At 56.3% G+C, this 26,941-nt stretch carries 22 protein-coding genes and 6 pseudogenes; 18 read left to right on the top strand and 10 right to left on the bottom strand.

The genetic code is table 11. The annotated features are described in order from the left end of the window. Window positions 1-15 precede the first annotated feature (15 nt). The 3 genes and pseudogenes from RSAL33209_RS17230 to RSAL33209_RS13730 form a co-directional block, all read right to left on the bottom strand. A pseudogene (locus tag RSAL33209_RS17230) lies at window positions 16-1,281 on the bottom strand (IS3 family transposase). Window positions 1,282-1,384: 103 nt separating this feature from the next. Next, on the bottom strand, window positions 1,385-1,777 hold the full coding sequence (locus RSAL33209_RS13725; RefSeq protein ID WP_012246481.1) for a DoxX family protein: 393 nt from the start codon (window positions 1,775-1,777) through the stop codon (window positions 1,385-1,387). 12 nt (window positions 1,778-1,789) lie between these two features. Continuing rightward, complete coding sequence (locus RSAL33209_RS13730) at window positions 1,790-3,622, bottom strand: glycoside hydrolase family 15 protein (protein ID WP_012246482.1); 1,833 nt, start codon at window positions 3,620-3,622, stop codon at window positions 1,790-1,792. 84 nt (window positions 3,623-3,706) lie between these two features. On the opposite strand from RSAL33209_RS13730, the gene RSAL33209_RS13735 reads away from it, so the two are divergent. After that, window positions 3,707-4,714: a LacI family DNA-binding transcriptional regulator gene (locus tag RSAL33209_RS13735; RefSeq protein ID WP_041684831.1), complete on the top strand. Its 1,008-nt coding sequence runs from the start codon at window positions 3,707-3,709 to the stop codon at window positions 4,712-4,714. 78 nt (window positions 4,715-4,792) lie between these two features. Further along, complete coding sequence (locus RSAL33209_RS13740; RefSeq protein WP_049759005.1) at window positions 4,793-5,836, top strand: NAD(P)-dependent alcohol dehydrogenase; 1,044 nt, start codon at window positions 4,793-4,795, stop codon at window positions 5,834-5,836. Here RSAL33209_RS13740 and RSAL33209_RS13745 read toward each other — a convergent pair. Next, window positions 5,822-6,685: pseudogene (locus RSAL33209_RS13745) on the bottom strand (glycerophosphodiester phosphodiesterase family protein). The gene RSAL33209_RS13740 and the pseudogene RSAL33209_RS13745 overlap by 15 nt on opposite strands. Before the next feature lie 52 nt (window positions 6,686-6,737). On the opposite strand from RSAL33209_RS13745, the gene RSAL33209_RS13750 reads away from it, so the two are divergent. Further along, window positions 6,738-8,009, top strand: a complete 1,272-nt coding sequence (locus RSAL33209_RS13750) for a DUF445 domain-containing protein (RefSeq protein WP_012246488.1) — start codon at window positions 6,738-6,740, stop codon at window positions 8,007-8,009. Between the two features lie 7 nt (window positions 8,010-8,016). Here the strand turns inward: RSAL33209_RS13750 and RSAL33209_RS20120 are convergent. The 5 genes and pseudogenes from RSAL33209_RS20120 to RSAL33209_RS13780 form a co-directional block, all read right to left on the bottom strand. Next, window positions 8,017-8,870: pseudogene (locus RSAL33209_RS20120) on the bottom strand (5-oxoprolinase subunit C family protein). Next, window positions 8,867-9,493: a 5-oxoprolinase subunit B family protein gene (locus RSAL33209_RS13760; protein WP_233494214.1), complete on the bottom strand. Its 627-nt coding sequence runs from the start codon at window positions 9,491-9,493 to the stop codon at window positions 8,867-8,869. Before RSAL33209_RS13760 ends, RSAL33209_RS20120 begins: the two are co-directional and overlap by 4 nt. Next, window positions 9,477-10,241, bottom strand: a complete 765-nt coding sequence (locus RSAL33209_RS13765) for a LamB/YcsF family protein (RefSeq protein ID WP_041685838.1) — start codon at window positions 10,239-10,241, stop codon at window positions 9,477-9,479. Before RSAL33209_RS13765 ends, RSAL33209_RS13760 begins: the two co-directional genes overlap by 17 nt. Window positions 10,242-11,104: 863 nt before the next feature. Beyond that, complete coding sequence (locus RSAL33209_RS13775; protein WP_012246493.1) at window positions 11,105-11,524, bottom strand: hypothetical protein; 420 nt, start codon at window positions 11,522-11,524, stop codon at window positions 11,105-11,107. A gap of 41 nt (window positions 11,525-11,565) precedes the next feature. After that, complete coding sequence (locus RSAL33209_RS13780; RefSeq protein ID WP_012246494.1) at window positions 11,566-12,201, bottom strand: alpha/beta hydrolase; 636 nt, start codon at window positions 12,199-12,201, stop codon at window positions 11,566-11,568. Window positions 12,202-12,296: 95 nt separating this feature from the next. Between RSAL33209_RS13780 and RSAL33209_RS19815 the strand changes: the two genes are divergently transcribed. The 10 genes and pseudogenes from RSAL33209_RS19815 (at window position 12,297) to RSAL33209_RS13825 (ending at window position 22,178) form a co-directional block, all read left to right on the top strand. Next, on the top strand, window positions 12,297-12,770 hold the full coding sequence (locus RSAL33209_RS19815) for a cation diffusion facilitator family transporter (protein WP_325050064.1): 474 nt from the start codon (window positions 12,297-12,299) through the stop codon (window positions 12,768-12,770). Further along, complete coding sequence (locus RSAL33209_RS19820) at window positions 12,733-13,308, top strand: cation efflux transmembrane domain-containing protein (protein ID WP_325050065.1); 576 nt, start codon at window positions 12,733-12,735, stop codon at window positions 13,306-13,308. The genes RSAL33209_RS19815 and RSAL33209_RS19820 overlap by 38 nt, the downstream gene beginning before the upstream one ends. 214 nt (window positions 13,309-13,522) lie before the next feature. Next, the gene (locus tag RSAL33209_RS13790; protein WP_041684832.1) at window positions 13,523-14,338 is read left to right on the top strand and encodes a type IV toxin-antitoxin system AbiEi family antitoxin domain-containing protein; all 816 of its coding nucleotides are present in this window, start codon (window positions 13,523-13,525) and stop codon (window positions 14,336-14,338) included. A 182-nt stretch (window positions 14,339-14,520) separates the two neighbouring features. Then, window positions 14,521-15,417: a helix-turn-helix transcriptional regulator gene (locus RSAL33209_RS13795; RefSeq protein ID WP_233494215.1), complete on the top strand. Its 897-nt coding sequence runs from the start codon at window positions 14,521-14,523 to the stop codon at window positions 15,415-15,417. Between the two features lie 108 nt (window positions 15,418-15,525). Beyond that, window positions 15,526-16,380 carry a chitosanase gene (locus RSAL33209_RS13800; protein ID WP_041684833.1) on the top strand — a complete coding sequence of 285 codons (855 nt, stop codon included), beginning with the start codon at window positions 15,526-15,528 and terminating at the stop codon, window positions 16,378-16,380. A gap of 144 nt (window positions 16,381-16,524) precedes the next feature. Continuing rightward, a complete protein-coding gene (locus RSAL33209_RS13805; protein WP_012246500.1) occupies window positions 16,525-17,313 on the top strand; it encodes a DeoR/GlpR family DNA-binding transcription regulator in 789 nt (262 codons plus the stop codon). Beyond that, entirely contained in the window at window positions 17,310-18,269 is a 960-nt protein-coding gene (locus RSAL33209_RS13810) for a 1-phosphofructokinase family hexose kinase (RefSeq protein WP_012246501.1), read from the top strand. The genes RSAL33209_RS13805 and RSAL33209_RS13810 overlap by 4 nt, the downstream gene beginning before the upstream one ends. Next, window positions 18,266-20,233 (top strand): annotated as a pseudogene (locus tag RSAL33209_RS13815) (PTS fructose transporter subunit IIABC). The gene RSAL33209_RS13810 and the pseudogene RSAL33209_RS13815 overlap by 4 nt, the downstream one beginning before the upstream one ends. Window positions 20,234-20,243: 10 nt before the next feature. Further along, window positions 20,244-21,894 (top strand): annotated as a pseudogene (locus RSAL33209_RS13820) (phosphoenolpyruvate--protein phosphotransferase). 8 nt (window positions 21,895-21,902) lie between these two features. Further along, window positions 21,903-22,178, top strand: a complete 276-nt coding sequence (locus RSAL33209_RS13825) for an HPr family phosphocarrier protein (RefSeq protein WP_012246506.1) — start codon at window positions 21,903-21,905, stop codon at window positions 22,176-22,178. A 114-nt stretch (window positions 22,179-22,292) separates the two neighbouring features. Here the strand turns inward: RSAL33209_RS13825 and RSAL33209_RS13830 are convergent, their stop codons facing one another. Then, the gene (locus RSAL33209_RS13830) at window positions 22,293-22,790 is read right to left on the bottom strand and encodes a GNAT family N-acetyltransferase (protein WP_012246507.1); all 498 of its coding nucleotides are present in this window, start codon (window positions 22,788-22,790) and stop codon (window positions 22,293-22,295) included. A 255-nt stretch (window positions 22,791-23,045) separates the two neighbouring features. Between RSAL33209_RS13830 and RSAL33209_RS18970 the strand changes: the two genes are divergently transcribed. From RSAL33209_RS18970 to RSAL33209_RS13845, 5 genes and pseudogenes are all read left to right on the top strand, one after another. Continuing rightward, window positions 23,046-23,426: a hypothetical protein gene (locus RSAL33209_RS18970; RefSeq protein ID WP_233494217.1), complete on the top strand. Its 381-nt coding sequence runs from the start codon at window positions 23,046-23,048 to the stop codon at window positions 23,424-23,426. Further along, a pseudogene (locus RSAL33209_RS18975) lies at window positions 23,419-24,193 on the top strand (MFS transporter). Before RSAL33209_RS18970 ends, RSAL33209_RS18975 begins: the two are co-directional and overlap by 8 nt. A gap of 114 nt (window positions 24,194-24,307) precedes the next feature. Beyond that, complete coding sequence (locus RSAL33209_RS18980; RefSeq protein ID WP_233496563.1) at window positions 24,308-24,649, top strand: hypothetical protein; 342 nt, start codon at window positions 24,308-24,310, stop codon at window positions 24,647-24,649. A 40-nt stretch (window positions 24,650-24,689) separates the two neighbouring features. Further along, entirely contained in the window at window positions 24,690-25,067 is a 378-nt protein-coding gene (locus RSAL33209_RS13840) for a DUF6355 family natural product biosynthesis protein (RefSeq protein ID WP_041684834.1), read from the top strand. A gap of 81 nt (window positions 25,068-25,148) precedes the next feature. Further along, window positions 25,149-26,930, top strand: a complete 1,782-nt coding sequence (locus tag RSAL33209_RS13845; RefSeq protein ID WP_041684835.1) for a glycoside hydrolase family 35 protein — start codon at window positions 25,149-25,151, stop codon at window positions 26,928-26,930. The last annotated feature ends 11 nt before the right edge of the window (window positions 26,931-26,941 follow it).

A 26,941-nucleotide genomic window follows, 5' to 3' on the forward strand; every position in this document is an offset into this window, starting at 1 on the left:
TGTCCGGAGGGTTTCTCAGACGATGAGCCTGTCGGCGGCTGCCGTGCTCTGGTAGTGATTGTAGTAGTGGTTTTCTAGCTCTACTGGTGGGATGTCTCCGCAGTACTGGTAGAGCCTTCGGTGGTTGTACCAATCGACCCATTCAGCGGTGCCGATTTCGACTTCTTCTAGAGTCCGCCAGGGCTTGCCGGGTTTGATCAGCTCGGTCTTATAAAGCCCGTTGATGGTTTCCGCCAAGACGTTGTCGTAACTATCACCCACAGAACCGATCGAGGGGCGGATACCGGCCTGGGCCAGGCGTTCGGTGAAGGCCAAGGAGGCGTATTGAGCCCCGGCATCGTGATGATGAATCACCCCGGAAATCTCAGCCCCGGCCCGTTCACGACTCCAGATTGCCTGATTAACTGCGTTGAGCACTAGCACGGTGTTCATAGAAGCACTCGCTGACCAGCCCAGGATCCTCCGAGAGTAAGCATCGATCACGAAGGCAACATAGACCCACCCGGACCAGGTCGAAACATAGGTGAAATCAGCTACCCATAGCCGATCCGGTGCCGTTGGTGTGAAATCACGGCGGACCAAGTCCTTCGCTCGGGCCGCCTTCGAGTCTTTGATCGTGGTGCGTTTGACCTTGCCACGGACCGCACCCTGTATGCCAAGTAACCCCATGAGCCGTTCTACCGTGCACCTGGCCACCGGCACACCTTCACGGTTCATCGCCAACCAGACTTTCCTGGTGCCGTACACCCCGTAATTAGCGGCATACACCTTCTGGATCACGGGCTTGAGCACCTCATCACGTTGTTCTCGGTGAGATCGTGTTTTATCCACCCATTCGTAGTACGTGGACGGGGTGGTCTTCACCCCGTCCCAGTAAGCACCTGGCAGATCGACTCGACACCCCACCGCAATCCATTATTCTCGCGGTGACCGGCATGGTCCTTGATGTATTTCACGATCAGTGTTGTGGCGGTCGAGTTCGACCGCGAAAAAAGCTGAAGCACTCCGAAGGATCGCGTTCGCCCGTTTCAGCTCAGCGTTCTCACGCCGTAACCGTTTCAGCTCGGCCGATTCCGTGCTCGTTGTTCCAGTTCTAGTACCAACATCGATCTCGGCTTGCCGGACCCATTTACGCACCGTTTCCGGCACACCCACACCCAAAAGCTGGGCAACTTTTTGCATCGCCGCCCACTCCGAAGATGCACCCTCCATCTCCGCCACCATGCGCACCGTACGATCCTTCAACTCCTGCGGATACCGTGTCGTAGTTTTCCCTGCCATGTCCTGATCCTCTCAAACAAGAAAGTCTCCGGACACACCGGGGCGATTCACCCAGGGCACTGCCGGAGGCACCGGAATTGAATTGGTTTCCCGAAGTAGATGCTTAGCGCCGGGCCCGCCAAGCCAGCCAAATCAGTGGCACCTGCAAGGGAAGTCGAACAATGCCAAATACTTTTTCTTGCTCGCTACCTTGAGGGCCAAATGCGTATTTAAGCTGCGAAATATGGCCCGCAGTAAAGGCCACAAACATCGCAGCAGTACCTTTTGCCGCAAATTTACGAGTGGGCGGTAGCAAAAGACCTACGGCTGCCACCGCTTCAATCGCGCCGCTCAACGCAACCCAATCGGCCCGACTAAGGAGCGCGAAATCGCCTTGCGTATCAGTTGAAATGCTTCGCGGCACAACGGGATAGAAGAATTTTGGGTCCTTGAAGTGTTTTACCGCACTAGCACTCAACAAACCTGCCAAAGACAAAGCTGCCCAGGGTAATTTCATTCGTTGCTCTCCTTATATCGCTTTACTAGCGGAGCTTAGTCTTTTGGACGCAAGACTCAGCGCATCAGCGGCTCTGACCAGGGTCAGATGCGAAAAAGCCTGCGGGAAATTGCCCGCCATGCGTTGTTTATCCATGGCATATTCTTCGCTCAGTAAGCCCACCTCATTACACAGACCGACCAATTTTGCCATCAGCTTGTTCGCCTCGGGCTCTCGACCGCTGTGCGCATATTGCTCAACTAGCCAGAATGAACACGCCAAGAACGGATACTCACCAGGCTCCAAACCATCCAGCCCGGATTCTGTGCGATAACGCAGCAGCAGGCCGTCTGAATCCAAAAGCTCTTCTTCCATTCGGGCAACCGTGCCAAGCATCATCGGATCGTCATATGCCACGAACCCTACCTGCGGTAAGACCAACAGTGACGTGTCGGTTCGAGAGTCACCATAGGTCTGAGTGAAGCTGTTGAGCTCGCGATTGAATCCTTTACTCAGGATCTCTTCGCGCAATTGATCTCGTAGCTTCTTCCAGCTTTCTTCTGGCCCAGGTAAACCGTGTTGCCGGATTGCACGCAACCCGCGATCAAACGCCGCCCACATCATCACCCTGGAATGCGTGAAATAGTGCGCTTCGCCGCGCATCTCCCATAACCCTTGATCTTTTTCATCAAAATGCCGCTCAACAAATCCAAGGAGCGATCTTTGCAAGGGCCAAGATAGGTAATCTTCGGCGGCACCAGTCTGGCGCAGTCTGTCCAGAGCCACCATTACTTCGCCGACGACGTCGGCCTGGTATTGCTCCACGGCACCATTGCCAATTCGAACCGGGGTTGAGTCTTCATAACCTGACAAATGGCTCAACTCTTCTTCGGCTAGATGCCTTTCGCCACCGAGGCCATACATGATCTGCAGGTCCTCGGGATCGCCTGCAACCGCACGGAGTAACCAATTGCGCCAGGTCAACGCTTCTTGTTCATAGCCGTGCGTCAGCATCGCTCCCAACGTTAATGCGGCGTCCCGCAGCCAACAGAAGCGATAGTCCCAGTTCCGTGCGCCGCCAAAATCTTCCGGGAGCGACGTGGTCGCCGCAGCCACAATGCCGCCGGTATCTTCATGAGTTAATGCTCGAAGCACTAGGAGCGATCGGCGTACTTCTTCGGCGTAAGGCCCGTCCTGCTCACAATCCGCGGCCCAGCTCTGCCAACGTTCCGTGGTGTTTTGCAACGCTTGATCAACGTTTATGGCCCCCGGTATTTGCCGATGGGAGGGATACCAGACCAGCTCGAAGTCCATTTTCTGCCCGGCTTCGATCAAAAAGTCGTCCGCGTGCCGATGATCCACTGCGACGGGCAATCTGGGGCCGCGCAAAGCCAACGCGGAGGGGCCAGCGATCGCAACCAACACTTCGACGTCGTCGGCATCTTTCCATCGCGAGACCCAAGGAATCGTTCGAGCATAATCGAACCGCATGATCAGTTCTTGCCGGACGAGAACGCTTCCCTCAATACCCTCGACGCGGCGAACAATGGAAGCTCGCCGATCCCCCAACGGCATGAAATCCGTGATCCGGACTCGTCCCTCAGAACTCTGCCAATCCGTCTGCAAGACAAAGGTGTTTTCCAGGTAGGACCGCTTAGTGACGACAGCGTCGGCAGCCTCGGGTGCCAAAAGCCATCGACCGTTCTCCTCGCTGCCCAGCAAGGAGGCAAACACTGACTCAGAATCAAATCGGGGGAAACAAAGCCAGTCAATGCTCCCATTGCGCGAGACCAAGGGTCCGGTGTGCAGATCCGAGAGCAAGGCATAGTCTTCAATACGCGACGCCATCATCCTACTCAACCACATCAGGCTTTGCTCAAGCTGAATACGATGACGAATTGCGATTGAAGATGGTCTGCTTTTTGCAATGATTTGCGTAAACTTATCGCCATGTCACAGCGCCTTGCCGAAGTAGCGCACAAAGTCGGGGTCTCAGAAGCCACCGTCAGCCGCGTATTGAACAATAAACCCGGGGTTTCGCCATCCACCCGTGAAGCGGTTCTTACCGCGCTGGACATTTTGGGTTACGAGCGTCCCACCAAATTGCGGGGAGAACGCGCACGGCTGGTCGGCTTGGTCTTGCCAGAGTTGCAGAATCCGATCTTCCCGGCCTTCGCTGAGGTTGTGAGTGGGGCGCTCGCTCAAGGTGGTTACACACCGGTGCTATGTATCCAAACCGCTGGCGGGATCTCTGAGGCTGACTATGTGGAGTTGCTGCTGCAGCAGCAAGTTTCCGGGGTAGTGTTTCTGGGCGGCATGTACGCCCAGCAGGACTCGTCACATGATCACTACCGCCGACTCATTGAGCGCAAATTGCCCACGGTTTTAGTCAATGCTGCCGCACCAGGGCTGGAATTCCCCACCGTTTCTTGCGACGATGCCGTTGGCATGGAGCAGGCCTTTGGCCACCTTGTGCAGCTGGGACATCGAAAAATTGGTATTTTGCTGGGACCAGCGGACCACGCGCCGTCGCAGCGAAAATTGGCGAGCGCCAGATCTATTGCTGAAAAAGCAGGGCTTGAACTTTCCGATGACTTAGTCGTGCATGCGCACTATTCGCTTGAGGCTGGTCAGGCCGGCGCAAGCAGGTTGCTTCAGTCTGGCGCAACCGCGATCGTTTGCGCTTCGGATCCCATGGCGATTGGAGCAATTCGGGCGGCTCGTCGTTTGGAGTTGCGGGTGCCACAGGACGTATCCGTTATTGGGTTCGACGACTCTGCCCTGATGAACAGCATTGACCCGCCGTTAACCACGGTTCGTCAGCCAATTGAACCCATGGGAAAAATGGTGATCAAGTACCTGCTCGATCAAATTGATGGCAGTTCGCGCGCCAGCGATGAGCTGCTTTTTGAACCGGAGTTGGTGCTTCGCGCATCAACCGGACCCGCACCGGTCTAAATCATTTCGTGCTCAAACGTCAGCGGCAGCTGCTGCAAAGGATAAATTGTTTGCATACAAAATGACCTGCCGACCGTGATGACCGCCAGTGTGCTGACTACGGAGTTAGCAATTGTGCTGGAGCAGCGGCCCGTCCCCCTGCCGTCAGCTGACGAAGTGCTGATAAAGGTTTCTTCGGTTGGAATTTGCGCCTCAGATGTGCATTATTTTCGTGAGGGCCGGATAGCGAATTTCGTCGTGGATTCGCCAATCGTGCTCGGTCACGAGGCTGCTGGAACTATCGTTGCCGTTGGCAGTGCGGTCGCAGTCTCCCGAATTAGCCAACGAGTCTCCATCGAGCCGCAGCGTCCGCAACTCCATTCAGCTCAGACGCTTGCCGGACACTACAATCTAGATCCGCAGATGGCGTTTTATGCCACGCCTCCGGTTGATGGCGCGTTTGCGGAATACGTCATCATTCAGTCGCATTTCGCCCATTTAGTGCCGGATTCGTTGAGCGATGATGCCGCGTCACTTCTTGAGCCCCTTTCGGTAGCTGTCGCTGCCGCGCGAAAGGCCGCGCTGACGGTTGGCGACCGGGTTCTGCTCTCAGGAGCCGGGCCTATCGGGCTGGTTCTAGTTCAAGTAGCTAAAGCCTACGGAGCCGCTGAGATCGTGGTAACCGACCTCGACGCTGGCAGGCTGAACCTCGCCGAGAAACTGGGCGCGACCTCGGTGTACGACCCGCGCGCCGTCGACCTCTCCGCTGAACCAAATTTTGATGTGTTCTTTGATGCTTCCGGCGCCGCCGCCGCGGTTCAAGCCGGAATTCGAAGCCTTGCTCCACTAGGTCGAGCGGTTCTCATTGGCATGGGCGCGGATGAGTATCCGCTACCGGTATCCACCATTCAGAACCGAGAACTCACCGTGACCGGCGTTTTCCGTTACGCCAATACCTGGCCAACTGCGATCAGTCTGGTCGAGCGCGGTCTAGTAAACCTGGATATTTTAGTCAGCGGTCACTTTGGGCTTGAATCGGTTCGCGAAGCATTGGAAACTTCCAGCGCAGCATCGGTCTTGAAAAATATGGTCTTGCCCGGACTTCCCGTTGCACAAGCCCCCAGCTCCTCAACGGCGGTTTGAATCCAACAACGCCCGGATTTCGGCAGGTCTATTCGTAGTTACTTCCTGGACGCCGAACTCGATGCACAGCTCTAGGCCCGCTTTTTCGTCCACGGTCCACACCCGGAAACTTCGTCCGGCGTCTAGCCACTGCTGAGCTTGCGCCGGCTGCGCACGTAAGTACGCCACTCCCGGACCCGCAAGACCGGCGGAACCATCATTGAGCAACCGAACACCGTCATCCATGGCAAGTTGCATTGCGGCGGCAGCCCCAGCGGCAGCCAATGCGCCTAGACCCAGCTCCTTAAGGACTTCCGCTACGTCCACCTCCGCGATCAGCTGGCATAAGTGCGCTGCTGGCACGGTGCGTGAGAGGTAGCGCATTGCACCGGAATCAAAACTCATGAAGGAGATCTGGATATTGGCCAAAGTTGAGCTCTGCGACAACCAACCGCGGCGCAACAACAACTTTAAGGTGCGCTCTTCCAGGTCATCACCAAAGGGGTTCGAATGTTTGAACTCAATAGCCAGTCCGATCGGCCGCCCCGCCGCGAGCAAAATGTCTACTAGTTCATCCAAGGTCAGAAATTGTTGTGATGGGGCGCCTTACTCATCAGGAACATCAACGCCCTTCCAGGATCTGAAATCCAGCTCACGCAGTTGCGCCAGAGCATGCTCAGCGACCGCGCCGGTGCCATTTGAGGTTCGGTCCACAGTGGAATCGTGTAACAGCACAACTTTTTGATCTGCGGTCAGGTGTACATCGCATTAAACACCGTCGGCACCATCAGAAATTGCTTGTAAATATGCGGCACGAGTGTGCTCGGCATACTGGGCGCTCGATCCGCGGTGAGCATAGATGAGATTCATTCCTCCAGATTAGCTGGACGTTGTGAAGCCCGACTTAACCTAGGCTTACGGTATGGAGCCGCTTGTGGGGGACGTGTTGACCGAAAAGGACGATGAAAAGCGGCGCGCGCTGCGGCGCATGAAGACGCTTGCCTTGAGCTTGCTCATTGTGGCCGCAATCGTCTTTGTTTTCTCATTTTGGTTGCAGCGCCAATACCCATGGCTGGAGTACGTTCGTGCCGCCGCCGAGGGCGCCATGGTCGGCGCACTCGCTGACTGGTTCGCAGTTACCGCGCTGTTCAGGTATCCCCTTGGCCTCAAGATTCCGCACACTGCCATCATTCCCACGCGCAAAGACGCGATTGGGGCTAGCCTTGGCGACTTTGTGGAAAGCAATTTTCTCTCCGAATCGGTGATCCGAGAGAAGCTAACCTCTCTCAATGTGGCGCATCGGCTGGGTAGCTGGCTCTTGAAGCCAGCTTCGGCGGAACGCCTTGCCTCTGAGGGTGCCGTGGCAATCAAAGGTGCCATGGAAGTAATGCGCGACGACGACGTGCGCGATGTGATCGAGTCGATGGTCCAGCAATATTTGCTTGCACCACCATGGGGGCCGCCGATTGGTCGCTTGGCCGGGCAGGTATTTCATGACGGCCATCACCGGAAACTGGTTGACCTCTTAGTCGACCGCGCAGTCGATTGGGTGCAAAACAACCAACAAGCGATGACTCGAATTGTTTCCGACCGCTCGCCGTCGTGGGTGCCCGGCTTTGTCGATGATTTGGTGGGTGATCGCGTCTATAACGAAGCGCTCAAGTTTGTGCGCGCAGTTCAATGCGACCAAAATCACCAGGTGCGTCAGGCACTAGATGAGTATCTTTTTAAACTTGCTGATGACTTGCAACACGATCCGGCGATGATCGAGCGCGCTGAAGAGATCAAAGCCCAGGTACTCGATTCACCGCGTGTGCGCGAACTCGCCGGGCGCACGCGGGACACGGTAAAACAGGCCTTGCTTACCGCCGTCGACGATCCGGAAAGCGAACTTCGGAAGAAGTTCGTCGCGGTGATTCGTGAATTCGGTACTCGGCTTGTCGACGATACTGAGCTTGCGGCAAAGGTCAATGGCTGGATCACTGGAGCGGCGGCCTATGCGGTTCGCAATTATCGGCACGATATCGCCTCGATCATCACTGACACCGTGGAACGCTGGGACGCGCAGGAGGCATCGAACAAGATCGAGCTTCAGGTAGGCAAGGATCTGGAGTACATCCGGATCAACGGTACGGTTGTTGGCGCGCTGGCTGGTTTGCTGATTTTCACGCTGGCTAATCTGGCCTTCGGCTAAATTTCGGCTAAATAAGGAACCGAATCTGCTGGCCAGGGCCGGCTTGCGCCAGGAGGTTTAGATCTGTGTGACGGACGACGGCGATCACCGGGTAGCCGCCGGTGACCGGGCGATCGGCCAAGAAGATCGTCGGCAAGCCCGACGGCGGCACCTGTAGTGCCCCGGTCACCATGCCTTCGCTGGGTAACTGGTCATGCCGGGCAAACTTTAGCGGCTGCCCGGAGAGGCGTACGCCAATCCGATTGCTATCGGCAGTCACCGTCCACGACTTCCTGGCCAAGGCTTGCCACGATCCGGGCGCAAACCAATCGAGCCTCGGTCCGGGAGTAATTCGAAGCGAGATCGGTCGGTCTGGCATCGGCGGATCACGGAACAAAGAAGACCCTGTTACCACCGTTGAGTTGGGCTCCCCCGACGAAATCACATCGCCAGCTTGCAAAGGCGCTGGTCCCATCCCCGCTAGTACATCTCGCGATCGCGATCCGGCCAACAGCTCGGCAAGCACTCCCCCGAAACAGCAAGATAATACCGAAGGCCGGCATCGGCAACAGCTAGCGAAAGCTTCGAGCCCGCGCGTGCTGAAATTGCAGTATTCATCGGCACCGCTACCCCATCGAGCAGCACCGATCCATGCGCGCCAGTCACCGCAATCTCCGCCGGCTGATTGAACTCAGCGATAAAACTGCCGATCAGAATTTCCAGCCCGGCGTCCGTATCAAGGTTTCCAACTAGTTGATTTGCCGCAGTCAATGCAGCTTTATCCAGAGCCCCACCCGGGCCAAGCCCCCAAGAAGCCGCACCCGGTCGCCCTGAATCTTGGATCAGCGCAAGCGGACCCGGACTAATAATCCTTAGGCTCATAGCGCCCGAAAGCGCACGGTGGCACCTGGGGTGATCAAAGCCGGATTACTCGAATTCCCAGCATCCCAAAGCTGCGCGGAAGTCCGGCCAATCAGTTGCCATCCTGCCGGTGAAGACGTTGGATAAATAGCGCTAAATTCGCCCGCTAAGGCCACCGAACCGGCCGGAATCGACGTACGGGGCGTGTTTCGACGCGGCACCCGCAACCGCTCGTGGTCAGTCACCAGATAGGAAAATCCTGGCGCAAAACCGGTAAAGGCTGCCGTCCAACTTGAGGAGGAATGCAACTGGATCACCTCAGCAACAGAAAGTGAAAGATACTGCGCCACTTCTGCCAAGTCTGGGCCGTCGTAATGTACATCGATAATGATTTCAGGACCGTCTTTAGCAACTTGAGCTACTGGGTCCGCCGATTCAATCCACCGAACAATTTCAGCTTGCGCAACGCGTTCCGGATAAAAGGTGATCAAGATGGTGCGAGCAGCTGGCACCACATCGAGCACGCCCTGCGGGAAAGACGATAACGCGCGGTAAAGCGCCAAAACTGCTTGCAAGTCCGGGAGCTCAGCTAGTACCGCAGAATCGCCACACGGCAGTAGCAGCATTTCAGTTGAACCGGACAAGTTGCACCCCTGCTGATTCAAGTGCGGCTCGGACGCTCTCCGCCATCGTTACCGCCCCTGGCGTATCGCCATGCACGCAGAGTGAATCCGGCTGAAGCTGGACTAAGGATCCGTCTATTGCCTCAACCACGCCGTCTGCGACCAGCCGAACCGCGCGGTCCGCAATAGCCGGAACATCGTGCAATACGGCACCCGGCTGATTTCGCGGCACCAAGCTGCCATCCGGCATGTAAACACGGTCAACAAATGCCTCACGGAAAAAGGGAACGTCTGCGGCCAGACAAACTGACTCGATCTGCGATCCCGGTAAGCCTAATATCGGTAGGCTTTGCCGAAAATCCCGAACAGCGGAAGCCACCGCTTGCGCCTGAATAGCGTCAACAACAATCCGGTTGTACAGCGCTCCGTGCGGTTTTACGTAGGCCAGCTCTCCGCCCACGCTGCGCAGAATTCCATCTAATGCGGACAACTGATACAAAACATCGCCATAAAGTTCCTCGGCAGAAACGTCCATCGTTCTGCGTCCAAACCCGGCTAGATCTCGATAAGCGGGGTGCGCGCCCACAGCCACACTGCGCTCAATGGCCGTCCGCGCTGTGCGCAACATCATGATCGGATCGCCAGCATGGAAGCCACAGGCCACGTTGGCGCTGGTAACCATCGCAAGCAGCGCGTCGTCGTCGCCCATTGGCCAAGAGCCGAATGACTCACCTAAATCGCTGTTCAGATCAACGCGTAGCTCAGACATCGTCAGCCTTTTTCGCCCCGGCAGTTTTGCCGTGATCGCTTTGAGCGGCCCGGTCAATGACGGGCGCGGGCCAGGTGGTAGCGCAAGGTTTCCGGTCAGGACCAGCGGTGGCGGGCCAAAAGCAATTTTGGTCGCACGCACAACTGACCGGCCCATCATCAGATTCCCAGCTCCGCCAATCACGGCCCCGATACCGAAAGGAACTAACCGCCCAAGCATCGCACTGCCCTGATTGAGCACCATACGTTTGATGAACATCTTTTGGATTCGGTTGCCAACCATTTTCATCGCGCTTGCTGGCACATTTTTAGTCAGAGCCGAGCCCCAGGCACTGACGGGGCTGGCACCTCGTCCTAACGCGTGACCTGCGAAGGACTGCATCAAAGCAGTTCCCTCTTCGCCGAGCATAATCGCCATTACCGCGGTGCGGGCGCGTTCCGGATCCTGCAAATGGACGCCGTGTAACTCCGCAATCGAAAGCGCATACAACGCCGTGGCTTCCATAAAGATCACGGTGGCGGCAGCAGAGATGCCCAGCGAAGCAATGGTGCCGATGCCAGGAATTATTGCCGTAGCGCCAATCGCGGCTCCGGACCCAGTCACCGTGTTGATGAACTCGCGATCCAGCTTGAGCGACAGTTCAGCCGGGGAAGCATGCGGAAACTTTCTCCGCAACCGCCGTAAATTGGCTTGCACTACGGGACGTTGACTCTCCACTGCCTTTTGCAAAGCTGATTGCAGGGCAGGTTTAGCTTGTCCGTCGGCAGTAAAGACTGCGTCCGCGGCGATTTTAACTGCCTGATTCGACCTGCTTTTTGCCATGCATCCAGCTTAGGCGACGCGGGGCGCCCTGTTGGAACTGCCTATTTGGCAGATATCAAGCCTACGACGACGAAGATCAATCCCAGTGCCGGAAGAATATAAGCCCCAATCATTACTGGAATGAAGAACAAGGTTGATTTTGGCGCGTAAAAAACGGGCCGCCCGGTATTTGGGTCCACTGCTTGTACGGTCTGCTGCGTCATGGTGACGCCGTGTTCGTTAACGTACGGTTGAGCCAGTTGCTGATTGATGGTCACCGGTCGCGGTTTATCCATTTTAGGCAGCAAGAATTTTGCGAAAAGGAAGGTCAGAACTCCGCTCACAATGAGCCCAATGCCAATCAGCATTGCCGGAGTTTTGCCTCGTCCAGCGTTCAAAGCACCGCCAAGTGCCAAAGTCGGCAGCATGCCGAGAATAACGCAGAGCACAACTAAAATTCCCCAGCGGGACCAAATGACCATTTCAGAATTTTATATATTGAATTGATTTTTGCAAATTCCCGCTATGACGTGGGTTTGAACGGCAGATGAACAGTTAAAAATGAACTTGCGTCAATCAGCGCCGCTGCCCCCGTTGGGTGCCCCATACCTTCATAAAGCTCTTCGTTCAACAAGGTATTTTGCGCTAGCCATTCCTTGGTAAATTCAACCGCATCCGGGTTTATGACCAAGTCAGCTTCATCCCTAGCCCAGAAGAACGGTTTTTTGGACTTAAGCGGCTCAAGTGCGGCAAGAAGATCATTGTCCAAGACAAACCCGGATAGTCCGACGACGGCGGCAAAGTAGTCCGGGCGCAATCGCAACAGGGTGCTAGCCATTCCCATTCCTTGAGAATGTCCCAGTAAGCTCACGCTGCTGAAATTGAAAGTAGCCATTTCTGCATCAAGCCAGGCAAAGACCTTGTTCGCTGCCGTAACCACATCGGCAAAGTCATTGTTCAGGAAATAGTCCAACAAAAACCAGCCATACATCTGGTCCATATCGAAGGGCCCACGAATCGCAGCACAAGTGAAACTCGGCGGCATCGCCGCGAACCGCGTCGCCATCGAATTCTCATCTGAGCCGTATCCGTGCAGCATCACCAATAAGGGGGTTCCAACACGTTCAGACTCGGGCTTGGACCAGAGTGCATTGAGCATGGATCCAGCCTACGACGCAATCCGGCCCAGAGGCATACGCTATTCCCAGCGAACCTAGCCAGAGCGAATTGGGTGTCGGCAGCTTTGGAGGAGCAATGAACGAGCAGACACCCGGCACCGAACCTGACGGCGCACCGACACTATCCAAAGTGATTGCCTTAGCTGGTAGTGACGATGACACCGGGAAGGAAAGCACCTTCACGGTGATCCTGGCCTTTGCCGCAAACCTAGTAATTGCGATCGCGAAGTCCATAGCTGCGGCGTTAACCAGCTCGGCCTCAATGACTGCTGAGGCGGCACACTCCTGGGCCGATGCAGGTAATGAGATATTTTTGCTCGTCGCGGACCGCCGATCGCAGAAACCAAGGGATGCTCGGCAGCCAATGGGCTACGGGCGCGAGGCCTACGTCTGGTCGATGTTCGCAGCCTTTGGCTTATTCACTGCCGGTGCAGTCGTTTCAATAATGCACGGAGTCCAGGAGTTGTTCAGCCCGGAGCCGGCTAGCGATTTCTTGATTGCCTATAATTGTCTTGGCAGTCTCGTTCGTGCTGGAAGGAATCTCGTTTAGCCAGGCGTACCGGCAGGCCTGCAAGACGGCGAAAGCGCTCAACACGAGTACTTTGGAGCACGTCGCCAAGAGTTCGAATCCCACCCTGCGCGCCGTATTTGCTGAGGACGCGGCGGCATTGATTGGCTTGCTCATCGCGTTCTTGGGCATCTTTTTACACCAGCTGACGGGCTCGCCCATCCCAGACGCACCTGGCTCGATCGCCGTCGGCGTGCTGTTGGCGGTAGTCGCCGTGGTGCTCATCGACCGAAATCACCGTTTCTTGATCGGCCAATCGCTGAGCCCAGAAACCGAAAAACTCGCAGTTGGGCTGCTATTGCAGCGGCCAGAAATTGATCGAGTAACTTACATCCATCTGGAATTCGTCGGGCCAAGCAAGCTTTACGTCGTTGCTGCGGTAGATATGGTGGGCAATGAAGACGAAGACGACGTCGCAATTCGATTACGTCGGTTGGAGCGCGAGTTGGAAAACCTTCGCTACATCGAAGAAGCGGTAATTACCTTATCTACCAAGGATGAGCCGTCACTTTCTGGTTGATTTTTTCTGACCGTTCCTCCCCACTACCAGCACAGATTTCGTGGGGCATAACGGGTTCTCCCCAATTTTGAGAGCTGATAGCGGGCCAGGAGTGTCCGCTACGAAAACGTGGCTGTACTCCTCCACAAAAGCGCCAAGTAGCAAATACCTCACATGGTTTCGTGTATCGAAAGCTCTAGTCTGGATCTCAGCTTCCCGTGGTCAAACTTCAGACATGGCAAATGTGACTGAAGTTCTACTAATCAATGGCGGTTGCGCAAGGTGGAAGCGGCTAGCCCAAGACGGCGTCACTGGCAGGGTGCTCCGCCGCGCCCTAGATTCGGGAGAGGTCATTAGATATGCGCGCGGCGTTTATGGCTTGCCAACGGTAAGCCCGCTCCGAATCAAAATGCATGAATCTGGGGGCGAGCCCGCCTGCCTGACTGCGGCAAATGAGCGAGGGTGGTGGGTGTTGAACCCGCCAAAAACGCCGCATATTTCGGTCGATCACGGCGGCCAGACTATCGACTTTGTCAAAAACCGAAGTCGGCTACCGCTTTCCGCTTTGGACGTCATGATCCAAGTCCTCAAGTGTGCACCCGAGCTCGACGCACTAGTTACCTTGACCTCTGCGGTCCGGAAGAAGGAGATAAATCTCGCCGAATTGCTGATCCGCATTCGTGGTTCCCGCTTAGCGCGAACTCGCGCCATTGTGGCGAGAGTCGACCTACATGCAGAGTCTGCGCTTGAAGTCGCATCTAGATACCATCTTGAAAATGCCGGCTTCGTAGTGACTTCTCAGGTCTATTTACCGGGAATGGGCCGAATGGATCAGTGCATCAATGGCGTCCTAGCGTTGGAGCTGATGGGTCGCGAATTTCACCTTTCCGCGGCCGCATTTAATGAAGATCTGCGTCGATTCAATGCGTACACCACATCAGGGATCCCGGTACTTCGGGTTGGCTACGCGCAAGTAGTCCACAGCCCCGAAGAATTCTTGAACTTAGTGCACAGAGCATTGGCAACCATTGCGGAGGCCGTGCCCCACTGAAGCACGGCAAATGTGGGGCGCGCTGGTTCCTCCCCGCAGACGGCGTTTTTGTGTGGGGAGGAAGATCCGGTCATTTTTTGACCTAAAGATAAGAAATACTTACCCCATGGCAAATACCAGCTCGCGAACGCTCCGAATTGCTTTCGCTTCTGCAGCATCATCGTTTCTGGCCAGGCAATGATTTGGCCGAAAAGCTGGAGGTCTCGCTTCGCACACTCCGACGCGACGTTGAGCGGCTTCGGGAACTTGGCTACCCCGTTGAGGCTCGTCGCGGCACTGACGGCGGCTATCAGCTAGCGGCTGGCGCGTCGCTACCACCATTAGTGGTCGACGACGAAGAGGCAGTCGCGCTGACGATCGGGCTGCGCCTGGCCGCACAGGGTGCAATCAACGGAATCGAAGAGGCCTCGATCAGTGCTTTGGCAAAGGTTATCCAGGTAATGCCTGCTAGGTTAAGGCGCCGCGTGGAAGCACTACAGCTTGCCACGGTGCCTTCAGGATCGGCTCCCGGCCCGGTCGTGGACGCTACCGTGCTCACCACTATTGCGCAAGCCTGCCGAGATGAAGAACGGCTCGACTTTTCCTACACAGCTCATAATGGTGAGCAAACCGAACGCCATGTGGAACCGCGCCGGCTGGTCGCCGTCGGCCAGCGCTGGTATTTAGTGGCTTATGATCTAACCCGCCATGATTGGCTAAGCTTCCGCCTGGACCGGCTACGCGAGCCGAAAAATACTGCCGAACGGTTCCGCAGTAGAAAGATACCCGCGCTTAACGCCGCAGAATTCGTGCAAAACAGCCTAAGCGGCACGATCTCTGGCCCGAATAATTACCACATTTTGCTTCACGCCTCTGGTCGTGAAATTCGCGATCGATTAGGTGCATGGGCGCAACTCACCGAGGTGGCTCACGAGAGTTGCGAGCTCACCATCTCAAGCTATTCAGCTACCTGGGCTGTCTTTGCTGCACTGAGTGCCGAAGTTAAATTTGAGCTGATTGAGGGCATTGGCTTTGCTGAAATCCTCGAATCTTGGCGGCAACAAATTGAACAAAACCTGAAAGTTTCTGCAAAACCTTGACAATAAACTGCAAATAAAGTGAAACTGTCTTGCATAAGACCGCAAGCAGGGGGCGCGGCACGCAATACTCGCAGAAAAGTTTTATCTCTTCTCGAATTAGGAGCCCCAGTGCCAAATCTACGTACTCGAACGGTCGCCGTTGCAGTCGGCGGCCTCCTGATCGCCTCCGGCGCGATAGCTGGAACAGCAGCACAAGCCAACGCAGTATCCTCTTTAGCCCCAGCAATCACGGCAGTTTCGGCCGCAAGCACGGGCGACCTGTCCGCTCCGGCCAAAAAGGAAATCGCGATGCAACTTGTGTGCAGCGCAGAAAACTCCTCCCTAGATTGGAAAGCCCAGTACGGCTACATCGAAGACATCGATGACGACCGCGGCTACACCGGAGGCATAATCGGCTTCACCTCGGGCACCGGAGACATGCTCGAGCTGGTGCAAAACTATGCAAATACCAAGCCAGACAACAACGTCCTCAAGCCTTTCCTGCCGGTACTCCGCAAAGTCAACGGCACAAAATCTCACGAAGGACTGGGCCAGAAATACGTTGACGCTTGGCATCAGGCAGCTAAAGACTCCGTGTTCCTCAAGGAACAAGACAAATTGCGAGACAGTATGTATTTCAACCCCGCGGTCAGCCAAGGTAAGTCGGACGGATTGAGCAATCTGGGTCAATTCATGTATTACGACGCAATTTTCATGCACGGCCCCGGCGACTCATCCGACTCCTTCGGTGGCATCAGGAAATCGGCCATGAAGAACGCGAAGACACCGGCGCAGGGTGGCGACGAGAAGACCTATCTGCAAGCCTTCGCCACTGCGCGGAAGAAAATCATGAAGCAAGAAAATGCACATTCAGATACTTCACGCGTGGACGACGCGCAGCTAAAGTTCCTCAACGAAGGCAACTACGATCTGCACACACCATTGAAGTGGAAGGTCTACGGAGACCCGTACGAGATCAAGTAATTCCTCAGCGTGAGGGGCGTAGCCAATATTGGCTACGCCCCTCTATTGCGTTATGGCCTTATTGACTTTCAAAGATAAACACAGATAACGTCATTTAAACCAACATTGATGTGACTCGCATCACCGAGGATTCAGAGGACTAGCGTGTTTGCCCACGAAAGGCACGAACGGATCGCCGGATTGGCCGCAAGCGACGGTCGCGTCAGCGTTCAGGAACTTGCCGAGCTCTTCGACGTCACCCAGGAAACAGTTCGACGCGATCTTGACTTGCTAGAGTCCGCCGGGAAACTCCGTCGAGTTCATGGCGGCGCAATCGCCTTGGACCGGCTGAGTATGGTGGAGCCCAGCCTGAATGAGCGGCAAAGTCAAAACCAAGATGAAAAACGCCGAATTGCCAATGCTGCTTTGGATTTTCTGCCCGCCTCTAGCACTGCGTCAATTATTCTCGATGCGGGAACCGCCACCGAGATGTTTGCTGAGGGCCTAGCCAGTTGGGCGCCATCGGCCGCCGCACGAGAACTCCTTGTCATCACTAATGCAATCCCCATTGCGCATCGGCTAGTTAGTAACTCAGCACTCAATGTGGAAATCTTAGGCGGCCGGGTTCGCGGGCTGACTAGCTCAGCTGTAGGCGGATCGGTAACAAACCAGCTTGATGGATTGCGACCAGATATCGCCTTCATTGGCGCAAACGGCGTTGATAGTGAATTCGGCTTAAGCACGCCGGACTCATTAGAAGCAGCAGTCAAAGCAGCCATGGTCCACTCTGCGCACCTGGTGGTTGCGTTAGTGGACTCTTCGAAACTCGATCAACAAAGCCTGGTTAGATTTGCCGCGCTAGATGCGATAGATGTGCTGATCACCGATGCCGCACCCGAGCCAGAATTAGCAACTGCTCTAGCTCATGCCAGCGTGGATGTGCTGATCGCATGATCGTAACCCTCACACCGAATCCCAGTTTGGACCGGACTATTGAGCTCGGTATGCCCTTAGCTCGCGGCGAAGTGCAGCGCGCAGCGGCCGCGCAACAACAGCCAGGCGGCAAAGGAGTCAATATCGCTCGCGCCCTGACCGCGTCCGACGTCGATTGCTTGGCTCTTTTGCCCGGCTCAGCGGAGGATGCGGTACTTGTCGCATTGCGCAGTCAAGGCATTGCACATCTCGGATTGCCGATTAGCGCAGCGCTTCGTTCAAACGTCACGATTACTGAGCCCGACGGTACAACCACCAAGGTTAATGAGCCCGGGCCAACGCTCAATTTGCAGCAGCAAGCCGACTTGATTTCACTTACCGTGCAGCATGCCCGGGAAGCAGATTGGCTGGTTTTAGCTGGGTCGCTACCGCCCGGGGTGGCGAACGATTTTTACGCACAGCTGATACGCGTCGTGCGGCAGGAATTGGGCGCACAAGCGCCATTAATCGCCGTGGACTCTTCCGGCGCCCCTTTTGCTGAAGCGGTCAAGGCCCAGCCCGATTTGATCAAGCCGAACTCCGAAGAACTAGCCGAGCTGACGGGAGCCGATGCTTCACAGTTAGAAGCCAATCCAGAGTTGGCAGCCCAAATCGCCCAGGATTTAGTCGCTGCCGGAGTGGGTGCGGTGTTAGTAACCCTCGGCGCCAAAGGTGCGGTTTTAGCCTCGCCGCAGGGTGCCTGGTTTGCGCAAAGCCCGAAAGTTGTCGCCCGAAGCACCGTTGGTGCGGGTGATTCTGCGTTAGCTGGCTATTTGCTCGCCCAAGTTCAAAATGAGCCGGAACAACGTTGCGTACAACAAGCCGTGGCGCACGGCGCAGCGGCAGCCGCACTTCCAGGCTCCTCCGTTCCGGCGCTGGTCCAGACCCAACCGGACAGCATTACCGTCATCGCACTCACATCGAAAGAAAATTCATGAGCGAACTCATCAGCACCGCGTTGGTCAGCCTTGATACAGCTATTGGCAGTACACCGGAACAGGTGATTCGCTCCCTGGCAGAACGGATCTTTGCTGCCGGCCGGGCAAGCGATGGCGAGGGATTGTTTGCCGACGCTTGGACTCGCGAGCAAAAGACCAGCACCGGAGTGCCTGGCGGAATTGCCATCCCACATTGCCGCTCGGTAGCGGTTTTGGCACCCACATTAGCTATGGCTCGGCTTACTTAGGGCGTGGACTTTGGGGCGAAAGACGGTGCTGCAGATTTGATCTTCTTAATCGCGGCACCGTCCGGCGCAAATCAGACACATTTGAAACTACTCTCTGCCCTCGCTAGAGCGCTGGTGCGCAAGGATTTCACCGCGGCATTGCGCTCCGCCAGCACACCAGAAGAGATCGTGGCGCTTGTAAATCAAGCTATTTCGCCGGGCGCAGGTGAACCCGCTGCCAATACATCACAGCACCACGAAACGAATACGCCCAAGCTGGTAGCCGTCACAGCCTGCCCCACCGGCATCGCTCACACCTATATGGCCGCTGGTTCATTGCTCGCTGCGGCTAAAGAGGCCGGGGTCGATTTACAGGTTGAAACGCAGGGGTCCTCTGGAGCTAAGCCACTGGACCCGGCGGTCATCAAGGCCGCAGATACGGTGATCTTTGCGGTTGATGTAGATGTTCGGGACAAAGCTCGTTTCGCTGGCAAACCAGTGATCAACGTGCCGGTAAAACGCGGTATAGACGAGCCACAAGAACTTATTCAAGAAGCACGCAAAGCCGCCAAAAACCCAGGCGCAGCAAGAGTCACGGCAGGTAATAGCTCGGTTGAGAGCACCGACCAAAACGAGCACTTCGGCCAAAAGATTAAACGGGTCCTGCTGACCGGGGTGAGCTATATGATCCCGTTCGTTGCGGCAGGCGGGTTGCTGATTGCCCTGGGCTTTTTGCTTGGCGGTTACGAAATTGCTGGCGTGGCCAACAAAATCGCGCTGAACAACAGTCTTTGGAACCTTCCCGACGGCGGCTTAGGCACCTACCTTGGCGCGGTCGCCTTCGCCATTGGCGGCGCATCCATGAGCTTCTTAGTGCCCGCATTAGCCGGTTACATCGCTTATGGAATTGCCGACCGGCCCGGAATTGCGCCAGGCTTCGCCGCTGGCGCGGTGGCGGTGCTGATGGGCGCAGGCTTTATCGGCGGGCTAGCTGGCGGACTTTTAGCCGGCGTCATCGCGTGGTGGCTAGGCAGCTTCAATGCTCCCCGTTGGTTACGGGGCCTGATGCCGGTAGTCATCATTCCGCTCATCGCCTCAATTGGCGCCTCCGGCTTGATGTTCCTGGTACTTGGTTGGCCCATTGCCGCACTCACCAAAGCACTCAACGACTGGCTTTCCGGCATGACTGGCGTCTCTGCCGTGCTTCTCGGGATCATTTTGGGCTTGATGATGTGCTTCGACTTGGGCGGCCCTGTCAACAAAGTTGCCTACTCATTTGCCGTCGCTGGCCTGGGCGCTGGTTCAGCTGTGAACCAGGGTCCGTGGCTGATCATGGCCGCAGTAATGGCGGCCGGGATGGTACCGCCGCTTGCGATGGCTTTGGCTACCTTCATCGATCGGAAACGTTTCTCCGCAGTTGAGCGCGAAAACGGTAAGACCGCAGTCTTACCGGGGTTCTCCTTTATCTCTGAAGGAGCTATCCCGTTTGCAGCTGCTGATCCGCTCCGAGTCATTCCGGCGTCGATGCTGGGCGGAGCGCTCACTGGCGCATTAACCATGGCCTGGGGCGTTACATCGCAAGCTCCGCACGGCGGAATCTTCGTCTTCTTTGCCATCAATCCAGCGCTGCTATTCCTAGTTGCCGTTTTGATTGGCGCGGTAGTCAGCGCATTCGCAGTCTTGGCGCTGAAGCGCTTCGTGGCCAAAAAACCCGCAGCTGCTACCGTGGCTGCTTGAGGGGGTTTCAATGAGTACATTTACTGGCGTGGGCGTTAGTCCCGGTCGAATCGTTGGTCCGGTGAGGCAAATGCCGCCCGCAATTAGCGCACCTTCGGCCGGCGAAATTTTGGCTGAAGACGGCGGCAGCTGCGGTTCAGGCAGCTCTTCGCGAACGCGCCACAGCGGCAAGTGGAGATGGCAAGGCCGTTTTAGAGGCCACCGCTTTGATGGCTGCGGATCCAATGCTGATCAAGGCCGCAGCTAAAAAGATCGATGCGGGGCTGTCCGCTGAGCGTGCAGTTTGGGAAGCGGCTGAAGGCGTCGCGGCCATGCTGTTGCAACTGGGTGGCTACATGGCTGAGCGCGCGCACGACGTCTACGATGTGCGCGCTCGAATTGTCGCCGAGCTTCGCGGCATCACCGCGCCAGGAATTCCAGAGTCCGAAACCCCGTTCATCCTGGTTGCTGAGGACCTCGCGCCAGCTGACACGGCAACCCTCGATCCAGCAAAAGTATGGGCGCTGGTCACTGCCAACGGCGGGCCACAATCGCATACCGCAATCATCGCCCGAGCTTTGGGCTTACCCGCCGTCGTCGCCGCCTCAGGCGTGACTAGCGTGCTAGATGGCACCGAAGTGTATGTGGACGGCGCAGCCGGCGTACTCAGCACAGAAATTACCGAGGCGCAGAAGAAGGCAGCGGAAAACTGGGTATTGCAGGCATCACAAATAGCCACTTTCAGTGGCACTGGCACTTTAGCGGACGGAACAGCCGTACCGTTATTGGCCAATGTTGGCAATGCCGCGGATGCTGTTGCGGCTGCCGCAGCAGCGGCTGAAGGCATCGGACTTTTCCGCACTGAGTTCTTGTTCTTGGAACGAGACTCAGAACCTTCAGTCCAAGAACAAGCTGAAGCCTATAAAAACGTCTTTGCCGCCTTTCCTGGCAAAAAGGCAGTAGTCCGGACCCTAGACGCTGGCGCAGATAAACCGCTCCCCTTCCTGACGAACTCGGAAGAGCCTAATCCAGCGCTCGGCGTCCGCGGTTATCGGACCGAACACTATCCCGGCAAAGCCGCGCTCCCGGGCGTGCTGGAGCGCCAACTCTCTGCCATCGCGAGCGCTGCAGAGCAATCGACCGCCGAGGTCTGGGTGATGGCCCCAATGATCTCAGTGCCTTCAGAAGCGGCTCGTTTCGCCGAACTTTGCCTGGCTGCCGGCCTGAAAACTGCCGGTGTCATGATCGAGGTGCCCGCCGCTGCGCTCAATACCCGGCACATTATGGAATACGTAGATTTTGCCAGCCTAGGCACCAACGACCTCACCCAATACACCATGGCCGCCGACCGTCAGCTGGGCCCGCTCGCCGAACTAAACGATCCATGGTAGCCCGCCGTGCTATCACTGATCGCGACGACCACAAATGCCACCAGCAAAGCAGTGGGAGTTTGTGGCGAAGCAGCGGCGGATCCAGCACTCGCTGTGGTCCTCGTTGGGCTGGGCGTAGGCACCTTGTCGATGACGGCGCGCGCGATCCCTGCTGTTGCCGCGGTACTGAAAAATGTCAGCCAGGCGCTAGCGGCCGAAATTGCCGCTGACGCACTCAAACAAGAAAGCGCAGCGGCGGCAAAATCGGCTGCCCGTGCCCATTTGGCCATCCTTGAAGAACTTGGACTGTAGGAGAGATCATGACTGAACGTACCGCCACCATGGCCAGCCGAGTTGGCCTGCATGCCCGCCCCGCCGCGATTTTCGCGGAGGCCGCCGCCGATTTTCCGGTTGAAGTGACCATTGCCGCCGAGGGCACGCCCGCCGAGGATGCGCTGGATGCGGCCAGCATCTTGTCCTTGATGGGGCTCGGCGCTTCGCACGGCGATCGAGTGGTACTGCGGGCCGAGGGCGACGGCGCGGAGCAGGCCTTGGATGCCCTAGTCAGAATCCTAGAGACGGATCACGACGCCTAAAAGCCCGCCGGGATATCCCCCGCAGACGCTCGGCTCGGTGGGAAGAACTAGTTTTTCCCACCGAGCAGGGCCGCTCTGTGGGAAATACTCTTCGCTGCGATGCCTAGAAAAATGTCAAAGCGCGACGGCCTGAATCACTAGCTCTTTGCCGTCGCGATGCCGCGCTTTCTTCTCAAACGGTAAGCCAGCCTTGGCGGCTACTCGTTGCGATGGAATATTTTTGGCGTCGATATTGGCGGTCAATCGTCCATAACCCAAGCTGCGCGCTAGGTCCACACAGGCGATGGCCGCTTCAGTGGCGTAGCCGTTACCCTGCAGCTCGGCTCGAACCTGATAACCGACCTCCAAATCTCGGACGTCTTCAACGATCTGCCAAGTTAGCCCGCAGTCGCCCACAAATTCGCCGTCGAGTGTTTCTATGACCCAGAGCCCAAATCCATACTCAGCGTAATTTCGCTTGTTCCAATCGATCCAGCTTTGCGCTTCCGCGCGCGTTTTGGGTGCCGGGTAATAGGTCATCACCGCTGGGTCTCCAAGCAATGCTGCCATCGCGTCCAGGTCGCTGTCGGACATCTCTCGGAATCGAAGTCTTTCGGTATTTTTAGGTCGCATTTTGTCTAGTCTATGTGCCTCCTGTGCTGCCGAAAATACCCCAAACTGGACGTGAAAAGTAACGATACGGTAACGACCAATCTGAGTAGGCCAGCACTGCGATGCAGCGTGATCAATGTTGCCTCAGCGAGCCAAATTCCGCCTATTTCCAGGCAAGAAACGGCAAAAGGACTAAAATTGAAGGCCTGCCCGGGGGCAACCTGGTGCAGTACGGCAAAAAGTCGCAAGCAAATGACCTCCCCAGGAGACGCCCAAATGCCCACAGACAGCAGCACGATGACACCGCCCGAAGAGGCGAACCCTCGGGGAGGTGGCACCGGAGCGAACGCAGGAAAAAACGTCAAACAACGTCGCGTTCCGCGGCTCAAAAAGCGCCGCCTTGCCGTCGACGACGTCAATGTCGTCAATAAGCCGATGCTCAAAAGAGCCCTGGGTGGCACCGTGGTTGGAAACACCATGGAGTGGTACGACGTGGGTGTCTACGGATACCTAATCACTACTATGGGTCCGGCATTTTTGCCCGAAGCTGATACCTCAGTTCAAAGCTTGTTCCTCCTAGGAACCTTCGCTGCAACCTTCATCGCGCGACCTTATAGGTGGAATCTTCTTTGGTTGGCTCGGGGACAAAATTGGTAGGCAAAAAGTTCTCGCGGCGACTTTGATCATCATGGCCGCCTCCACCTTCGCCTTGGGCCTAGTTCCGGGTTACGCGACAGTTGGAATTTGGGGCTGCGTGATGTTGGTCTTTGTGAAGTTAGTCCAGGGATTCTCTACGGGTGGAGAATACGCAGGTGCCACAACTTTTGTGAGCGAATATGCCTCCGATAAACGTCGCGGATTCTTTGCAAGCTTCCTTGATATGGGTAGCTACTTTGGCTTCGCAATTGGAGCAATTCTGGTTTCGGTTTTGCAATTGACCTTGGGCCAGTCCGTTATGGAGGAGTGGGGTTGGAGGCTGCCGTTCTTGATCGCCGGCCCGCTCGGCTTGATTGCCATCTACTTCCGGCTCAAGATCGAAGAGTCTCCGCAATTCCAGGCAACTCTCGATGCTGCGGAAAACCAATCAAGACGCGCAAGCGCAAGATGCTGCAGCCAAAAGTCCTCTGAGCCTAGTGAAGGCCTATTGGCGCCAGATCATTCTGGCCATGATCTTGGTTGCCGCCGCTAATACGGTTGGCTATGCACTGACTACCTATATGCCAACGTATTTGACGCAGTCGAAGGGCTACGACGAATTACATGGAACAATTCTAACCATTCCGATCCTGCTCATTATGAGCGTCTGCAGTCCGCTCACTGGACGGCTATCTGACAAAATAGGACGCCGACCGGTTCTCTGGATTGGAGCTGGCTCGACTATCGTACTTTCGCTGCCAGCATTCATGTTGATCGGCGTTGGCTAGATCTGGTCGACCCTGCTGGGCCTAGCAATGATTGCTTTCCCAGTAACGTTTTACGTAGCGAACCTAGCCTCTTCATTACCCACGTTGTTCCCCACTTCAAGTCGCTATGGCGGAATGGGGATCGCTTACAATTTTTCGGTAGCTATCTTCGGCGGCACTGCCCCGTTTATTATTACGGGATTACTCAAGCTGACGAATAACGACTTGATGCCGGCGTTCTATCTCATGGCAACTTCGGCCCTTGGTGCAGTGGCGATCTTCTTCCTGCGCGAATCTGCCGGGCTTCCATTACCCGGCTCGATGCCCAGCGTAGACACCGCACAGGAAGCTCGCGAGCTGGTTGCCGGGCAAGATGAAAACCCGGATCTGGATCTTAACCAGATGCCCTTCGATGAAACCTTCGAACCGCCCACCCCAGCCGAAGGCGTACCCACGGTCAAGGCACCGAGCGTCTAACAGCCGATTCCATTCAACGCGAGACGATCAAGGGAGAACAATGTCAGTTCGATTCCGATCAACGAAGACCTCGAAGTTTCTTGGGGCTTGCTTGGCTAGCTTGCTCATTCTAGGGACAACCCTGGGGATAGCTGCACCCGCGCAGGCCGTGACAGAAAACCAGCAAGCAGTAGCGGCTGCACAGTGCGGATACCATCTCGAGGGACTGATCGCTTACTACAATAATTGCAGCGACAATGGCACTAATACCTGGGTTTCAATCACTTCAATTATCGACCCCGGATCACCTCCCGGCCTGGGCGGCGGCAAGACGCTCGTTTGCCTCTCCCCAGGCGACCATTACATAGGAAAGTTCGTTTGGGGAATCATTACCTACGCCGCTTCAGACGGCAAGCCGTGCGAAAACCCCAACGAGTAGATTAACCAAATACGATGACGGCGAGGTTCCAGAATGTGGGCGATCTCGCCGTCGTCGTCTGCTCCGACTAGCATCGGAACCATGCCTTCTGCGAAACAGACCTTGACCTTTGCTGACGGAAAACTCTTCCGAAATGGATCCGAACACCGACTCTTAGGCGGCGCGATCCATTATTTTCGGGTGCATCCTTCGCAGTGGGGTAACCGGCTAGACCGCTTGAAGGCGCTGGGTGCTAACACTCTGGACACCTATGTTGCCTGGAACTTTCATCAGCGTCGCGCAACTGACCAGGCCGATTTCAGTGATTGGCGCGATCTGGTGCGATTTATCGAAATGGCTGGTGAGCACGGTCTAGATGTGATGGTGCGCCCCGGCCCGTATATTTGCGCGGAATGGGATAACGGTGGTTTCCCGGCATGGCTCACCGGAAAGACCGGCCTTACATTGCGCAGTACCGATCCGGCCTATCAAGCTGCCGTGTCGCAATGGTTCGACACGTTACTACCTTTGTTAACACCGTTGCAGGCCAGCAACGGTGGACCAATCGTCGCTTTCCAAGCGGAAAACGAATATGGCAGCTACGGCGATGATCTCGAATACGTCGCTTGGACCAGGCAAGCATTAGCGGAGCGCGGTGTTACCGAGCTTATTTTTAGCGCTGACGGTGGCAACGATTTTTATTTGGACGGCGGCGCGCTGCCCACCGATGCCGCAGAACCGATGCTCGCCACCGGCACCCTGGGTAGTCGAGGTGCTGAGGCGATTGAAACTTGGCAGCACCGCAGACCGGGCGAGCATTTCATTGCCGCCGAATTCTGGAATGGCTGGTTTGACCATTGGGGCGAAGAGCACCATCGCCGCGATCCTGCCGAGGCTGCACTAGAGGTCAAACAAATCCTCGACGGCTGCGGATCAATCTGCTTATACATGGCGCACGGCTGCAGTAATTTCGGCCTCACTTCTGGCGCCAATTACGACGGCGTACTTCAACCCACCGTAACCAGCTACGACTCGGACGCGCCGATCGGCGAAGACGGTCGATTGACGCCGAAATTTCACGCTATTCGCGAGCTCTTTGGCCAATATGCCGAGCTACCCGAATTGGGCTCGCTGACGGAGCCAAACCGTGTGTTGCCCGCGCAGAATCTCTCTCTGACTCCGGGACTAGGACTCCTTGAAGCATTGCGCGAATTCTCAGCTAAACCCAGCAAGACGCCACTGAGCTTTGAAGAACTCGATTGCCCAGAGGGCCTTGTGCTGTACCGGGCGCAACCAATCCTGCCGCGCGGAGAGTTCAAGCTTCGTATCGCCGAGTTACATGACCGAGCCATCGTCTTTATTGACGGCGAGCGCGTCGGCGTCTTCGAGGCAACGGTTCACGAGCCGTTGGTTTTGACTGGAACCGGTGAGCGCGCCGTCGTCGAGATTCTGGTCGAAAACCAAGGTCGAATTAACTACGGCCACCTTTTGGGCCAAGGTAAAGGTATTTTGGGCGGTCTGCTGATCAATCAGCGGCTGACCTTTGGCTGGCAAAATACGCCGGTGCCACTTGTGGACGTCGAACTGCCAGACTTGCAGCGCTTCGCCAATCCAACGGATCGCCAGCCGGCAGGTCCTGGCTTCTTCTCCGCCACGCTCAATCTCGCGGAGCCGCTGGATACCCACCTCGCCTTACCGGGATTTGCAAAGGGCTTTGTCTGGGTAAATGGCTTTTTGCTTGGCCGCTACTGGGAACGCGGGCCGCAAAGCACGCTCTATGTACCAGCTGCGCTGCTTAGCGCCGGCAGCAATCAGATCACGGTGCTGGAATTGGACTGCGCCGGGACCCTCGTCGAGCTCCACGAAGCCACAAATCTCGGTTGAGTGTGTTGGCT

Source organism: Renibacterium salmoninarum ATCC 33209 (assembly GCF_000018885.1).
GTDB lineage: Bacteria > Actinomycetota > Actinomycetes > Actinomycetales > Micrococcaceae > Renibacterium > Renibacterium salmoninarum.